Genomic DNA, 6,339 nt, shown 5'->3' with positions numbered 1-6,339 from the left:
GACGACACCGCATCGAGCTCCCGATACGACAACGACCGAGAACCCTCCACCACCGCCACCGCATCACCCGCGGACTCCACCGCCGACACCAACAACTGCGGCAACAACACACCACGACGACCACGGGCGCGCTCGCCGCGCGCCGGGCGCGCAGCGCGCTCGGGGCGTGCGCCACGTTCGGGGCGGGGTGAGCGCTCGGGCCGAGGCGCGCGTTCGGGACGGGGTGCACGTTCGGGACGCGGTGCCCGGCTGCGGGCACCGTCCTGCGTCTCGCGAGGCTGCGTCTCCGAAGGGAAATCGGACGAAGAGGATGCGTTCACCGGAGAGGCCCCGTTCGAGCTGCCATCGTGTCGTGAACGCATGAAAAAGCCCATACCCTTCGCTTTCGATCCCAACGGTCGCGTCTGCGAACCGAGCAAGCATAGTCACCCGTCGGAGACGGGCGAACTTACTCGGTAGTAACCCCATGGGGTTCATCTCTCCGACCACTCCCGACGTTACCGGCGCATCCCGCGGGGACTCGTCCGCCGAGGTGGTGGGGCCACCCGAAGCGGCCCCACCACATCGTCAGTCCAGGTCAGCGAGCCGGTACAGGCGGTGTGCCGCGCCCCACTCCTCGAGCAACCCGTCGGGGGCGTCGTCCACCACGACGACGGCCGCGAGGTCCTCGAGCGACCCGGGTTCGAGCGTGCTCAGAGATGCCTCGGGCAGGTGCACGTGGGTGACCCACTCGTTGTAGAGCACGCTGTCCAGGGCCGTACCCGACGACGCGCCCTCGGGCACGACCACGACGACGGCACCGGTCGCCGTGACGACCAGCGGTTCGAGCGCCACCGCCTCGATCTCGACACCGCCCACCGCGAGGCTGCGCGACTCGTAGGTCAGCTCGTACCGATCCCGCAGCGTGCCGATCCTCTCGACCAGTTCGACGTTCGTGAACGTCCGCGAGGGCAGCACGAGTGCCGGGTCCGCCGAGCCGACCGGACGCAACCGGTCGGCGTAGGTCACCGGATCCGCCGGCTGCGCAGCCAGCTCGTCCCGCACACCGGGCTCGTCGACGACCAACCAGCTGTCCGCACCGTTCGCCGCGGTACCGGCGACCGTCAGTCCCAGAGCGGCTCCGGCGGGCAGCTGCCCGTCGACGCGGGTGGGATCGACCGGCGCGATCGCGGCACCGGTCTTGACCACCGCCCACTGGGCGACCACGGACTCCACCGAGCGCGGGATCGCGACCGCGACGACATCGCCGGTGCCGAGGCCGCGGCCGATGAGCAGCCGAGCCAGGCGGGACGACCGTGCGTCGAGTTCCCGGTAGGCGATCTCCGTCCCCTCACCGCCGATCTCCGGATCGGCCGGGAGCGAGAGCGCCGGCGCCGCCGGATCCTCCTCGACCACCTCGGCGAAGACCGTGGCCAGCGTCCGCGCGCCGGTGTCCACGGCCGCGCTGGACGGTCCGGACTCGGCGACGATGCGGGCGAGTTCCTCCGCATCGACGAGGTCGATGTCGCCGACCGCCGACTCCGGATCGGCGGCGAACGCGTCGAGCACGCGCACCAGCCGCTCCGAGATGTTCCTGACCTCCGACTCGGCGAAGAACCGCTCCAGGTACTTGAAGGTCAGGTCGATCTGCGTGTCGGCGACCGTCATGAGAGTGATCGGGTAGTGCGTGGCGTCCTTGACCCCGACCCCGGTGATCGTCATGCCGTCGATCGACCCCGCGGCGTCGGACAGTGCCTCGCGGTCGATCGGGTACGACTCGAACACCAGCAGCGAGTCGAAGCCGATCGGGTTCCCGATCCGCTGTTCGATCTCGGACAGTCCGACGTAGTGGTGGTCGAGCAGACCGGCCTGTTCGGACTGCAGGCGCTGCAGCAGCTGCGCCACCGACTCGTGCGGATCGACCCGCACGCGCACCGGCAGGGTGTTGATGAACAGACCGACCATCGACTCGACGCCGGGCAGGTCGGCGGGGCGACCCGAGACCGTGGCACCGAACACGATGTCCGGGTTGCCGGTGATGCGGCCGAGCAGCACACCCCAGGCGGCCTGCACGAGCGTGTTCACCGTGACGCCGAGCTCCGTGGCCAGCATCGTCAGCCGGGCGGTGTGATCGGTGTCGACCAGGACGGAGACCTTCGAGATCGTCTCGTTGTCGGGATCGCGCTGGACCGGCGCGATCACCGTCGGCTCGGAGAGCCCCTGGAGGGTCTGTGCCCACGCGTCGAGCGAGGCGGCGTGGTCCTGCTCGGCGAGCCAAGCGAGGAAATTCCGGTAGGAACGCACGCGCGGCAGCACCGTGCGGTCTCCGCGCAGCACGTACAGGGCCATGAGGTCCTGCATGAGCAGCGGCATCGACCAGCCGTCGAGGAGGATGTGGTGGCTCGTCACCGCCAGGTGGTAGCGATCCGCCCCGGACCTCACGAGCAGGAACCGCATGAGCGGTGCCGTCTCCATATCGAAACGCCGGGCCTGCTCGTCGGCGAGCACGTCCGCGAGTTCGGCCTCTCGGACGTCGTCCGCGCGATCGGTGAGATCGACCGTCCGCCACGGCAGTTCGACCTCGTCGAGCACGAGCTGCAGCGACTGCCCCTCGTCGTCGGTGACGAATGCCGTGCGGAGGTTCGGGTACCGGTCGAGCAGTGCCTGTCCCGCGTCCCGCAGACGGTCGGGATCCACCGCGCCTTCGAGGTCGAGGACCGCCTGCATCGTGTAGACGTCGACGCGCTCGTCGATCGTCATCGATGCGTGGAAGAGCAGACCGGTCTGCAGCGGCGACAGCGGCCACACGTCCGCCAGCGACGGGTAGCGCTGCTCCCACGTCTCGATCTCCTTCTGGTCGATGTCGACCAGCGGCAGATCGGACGGGGTCAGGCCACCTGCGGCCGGCGACGCGGCGTGCCGCGCGAGTGCGCTCAACGCCTCGAGCCAGTGCTGCGCGAGTTCGTCGACGTCGTCGCGGTCCAGCAGACCCGCCGGGAAGGCGATGTTCGCCCCGAGCTGTGGGCCGTCCGCACCGTCGGAGACCACGGCGTTGATGTCCACGCTCGCGTTGGCGGGCATGTCGGCGTCCTGGGTCACGTCGAGCTTGCCCAGCGCGTCGGTGGGCGCCCAGCCGATCTCGGCGAGCCCCTCCGGCACGTCCGCCGAGGAGACCCGGCCGAGGTAGTTGAAGCTGACCTGCGGCGAGCGTGCGATCTCGGCCAGGCGCGCCGACGATTCCGGATCGAGGTAACGCAGTAGACCGAAGCCCATGCCCTTGTCCGGGATCCCGAGCAGCTGCTCCTTGACGGCCTTGACCGCCGAACCCATCGCGGCACCGCCGGCGAAGGCGTCGTCGACGTCCACACCGGCGAGGTCGACCCGCACCGGGTAGGCACTGGTGAACCAGCCGACCGTCCGCGACAGGTCGGCACCCGGCACCACAGCCTCCTCACGACCGTGCCCCTCGAACTTCACGAGGGCGGACGAGGATTCGACGCCACGATCGCGGCGCCAGCGCACCATCGCCAATCCGAGCGCGGCCACCAGACCGTCGGCGACACCGCCGCGGAACAGGGACGGCACCGACGTCAGCAACGCATCGGTGTCCGCCGCCGGGACGGAGATCTCCAGTCGCTGCACCGTCGCCATCGTGTCGACGGCGGGATCGAACGGGCGGGCCCCCAGGTCCGGATCCGGTCCCTCGAGGATCCGTTCCCACAGCGGCAGTTCGCTTCGTCGCAACGGAGCCGCTTCGACGAGGCCGTGGGCCCAGCGACGCAACGACGTCCCGACCGCCTCGAGCTGCGGCTCCTGACCGGAGACGATCCGGCCCCAGGCCAGCCCGAGGTCCGGCAGCAGGATGCGCCACGACACACCGTCCACCACGAGGTGGTGGGCAACGACCGTGAGGATGCCCGGGCGGGTGTCGCCGAGGTCGAACCACAGGAAGCGGATCACGGAACCGCTCGACGGATCGAGACGGCCGAGGGCCGCGTCGATCTCGCGGTTGGCGATCTCCGTCAGCCCGGCGTCGTCGACGTCCGGGGACAGTTCGACGCGGTCGAGGATCGCTCCGGGTTCGACCGTGCCGGTCGCGCGGACCCGCAGGACATGCGTGCCGTCGGCACCGCGTTCGAGGATCGAGCGCAGCGCGTCGTGGTGGTCGATCACCGCGCCGATGGTGCGGGTCAGCACGTCCCGGTCGATGCCCTGCGGCAGCGTGACGGACACGAGCTGCGAGAACCGGTCGAAGCCGCCGGGCCAGCCGAGCACGTCGCGCATGATCGGCGTGAGCGGCACCTCGCCGACACCACCGCCGGGCAGCTCGGTCAGACGGATGGGGCCGGAACTCTCCGCCCGCGTGGCGACCTCGGCGAGGCCGGCCACCGAACGACGCTCGAAGACGTCACGCGGCGTGAACACGACACCCCGGGACTTCGCCCGCGACACCAGCTGGATCGACACGATGCTGTCGCCACCGAGCGCGAAGAACGACTCGTCGACACTCACCTTGTCCAGATGGAGAACCTCCGCGAACACCTCCGCGATGATCTGCTCGACCTCACTCTCCGCAGCCCGGTACTCGCGCTCCTCGATCACCGGCTCCGGAAGAGCATCACGATCGAGCTTGCCCACCGGCGTCAGCGGCACCTCGTCGAGCACCACGATCGCCGACGGCACCATGTGCGGCGGCAACGACCGCGCCACGAACTCCGTCAGCTCCGCCGTGTCGACCGTCCGGCCGCGGACGGGCAGCACGTACGACACCAGCACCGTGGCACCCGAGCCGGTCGTGCGGCCCAGGGTCGCCGCGAAGTCCACCGTCTCGTGTTCGGTCAGCGCCGCGTCGATCTCACCGAGTTCGATGCGGAAACCGCGCACCTTGACCTGGAAGTCGCTGCGGCCGACGAACTCGAGTTCGACGGGGCCGCCGCCGATCGAGCGCCAGCGCACCACGTCGCCGGTGCGGTACATGCAGGATCCGTCGGCGCTGTACGGGTTGGCGACGAATCGCTCCGAGGTCAGGCCGCTGCGACCGTGGTAGCCGCGTGCGAGTGCACCACCGGCCATGTACAGCTCACCGGCGACACCCTCGGGCACCGGCTGGAGCCGGGCGTCGAGGACGAGCGCGGAGACCCCGTGCGTGGGATTGCCGATGGTGATCGGCCGTCCCGGCTGCAGCTTGCCGAAGGACGAGATGATCGTCGTCTCGGTCGGGCCGTAGCCGTTGAAGTACTTCCGTCCCGGCGCCCACCGCGCGAGCAGTTCGGGCGTGGTGACGTCGCCGCCGACGGAGACCACCTCGAGGCTGTCGATGCCGGTCGGATCCATCGTGCCGAGCACCGCGGGCGTGATGATCGTGTGGGTCACGCGTTCGGTCTTCAGCAGCTCGGCGAGATCCGGGCCCCCGATGATCCCGGCGGGCACGATCACCAGCGTGGCGCCGCTGGAGAACGCCGCCATCCACTCGAGCACCGACGGGTCGAAGCTCGGCGAGCAGATGTGCAGGAAGCGGTGGCCGGCCCGCAGGTGGTAGAGATCCACCGCGGTGTCGACCACTCCCCCGAGTCCGGTGTGGGTGACGACGACACCCTTCGGTCGACCGGTCGAACCCGACGTGTAGATCACGTAGGCCGGCTGGTCGAGCCGGATCGGGCGCAGTCGCTCGGCGTCGGTGATCGGATCGGCCGACCGTGCCTCGAGTGCGGTGGCGGTCTCCGCCGAGTCGAGCACGAGCCAGTCGGCCTCGTCCGGCAGGCCGTCGATGTGCGCGCCGCCTGTGATGCCCAGTGCCGCACCGGAATCGGACAGCATGTAACGCACGCGGTCGGCCGGATAGGTCGGGTCGACCGGCAGGTGTGCGGCGCCGGTCTTCGCGATCGCCCACACGCTCAGCACCATCTCGTACGACCGCGGGTACGCGACCGCGACGATGTTCTCCGGTCCGACGCCACGCTCGATGAGCAGGCGTGCCAGTCGCGACGAGGTCTCGTCGAGTTCCCGGTAGGTGATCGAGCGACCCTCGTAGCGCACCGCCACGGCGTCGGGGTCCATCGCGACACCGGTCGTGAGGATGTCGGTGAGGCTTCCCCCGGCACTGACACGGTCGCCGTGGACGTGGGTGAGTCGGTCGAATTCGTCCGCGTCGAGGATCGCCAGGTCGCCGACGGGCGACTGCGGATCGTCCAACGCACCGGTGAGCAGCATCGAGAACCTGCGCGCGAACTCCTCGACGGTCCGCCGATCGAACAGGGCCGTCGCGTAGGAGAACTCGGCTCCGATGCCGGCGGGCTCGCCCGTCTCGTCGTACTGCTCGCGCAGCGTCAGGGACAGGTCGAACTTTGCGGTGTCGACGTC

At 69.9% G+C, this 6,339-nt stretch carries 2 protein-coding genes (1 of these 2 cut by a window edge); both read right to left on the bottom strand.

The window, feature by feature from the left end; all coding sequences use genetic code 11:
* Positions 1-320: hypothetical protein (locus tag ACWPOC_RS24845; RefSeq protein ID WP_455409466.1), on the bottom strand; the 320-nt coding region annotated here is incomplete at its 3' end.
* 247 nt (positions 321-567) lie between these two features.
* Positions 568-6,339: the end of a non-ribosomal peptide synthase/polyketide synthase gene (locus ACWPOC_RS24840; protein WP_455409465.1), read on the bottom strand. Its footprint extends 23,811 nt past the window's final position; only the last 5,772 of its 29,583 coding nucleotides appear in the window; the start codon falls outside the window, past its right edge; the stop codon is at positions 568-570.

The organism is Rhodococcus sp. 5G237 (assembly GCF_053764735.1).
Note: the sequence above shows the minus strand (reverse complement) of the source record. Positions and strands in the feature narration are given on the sequence as shown.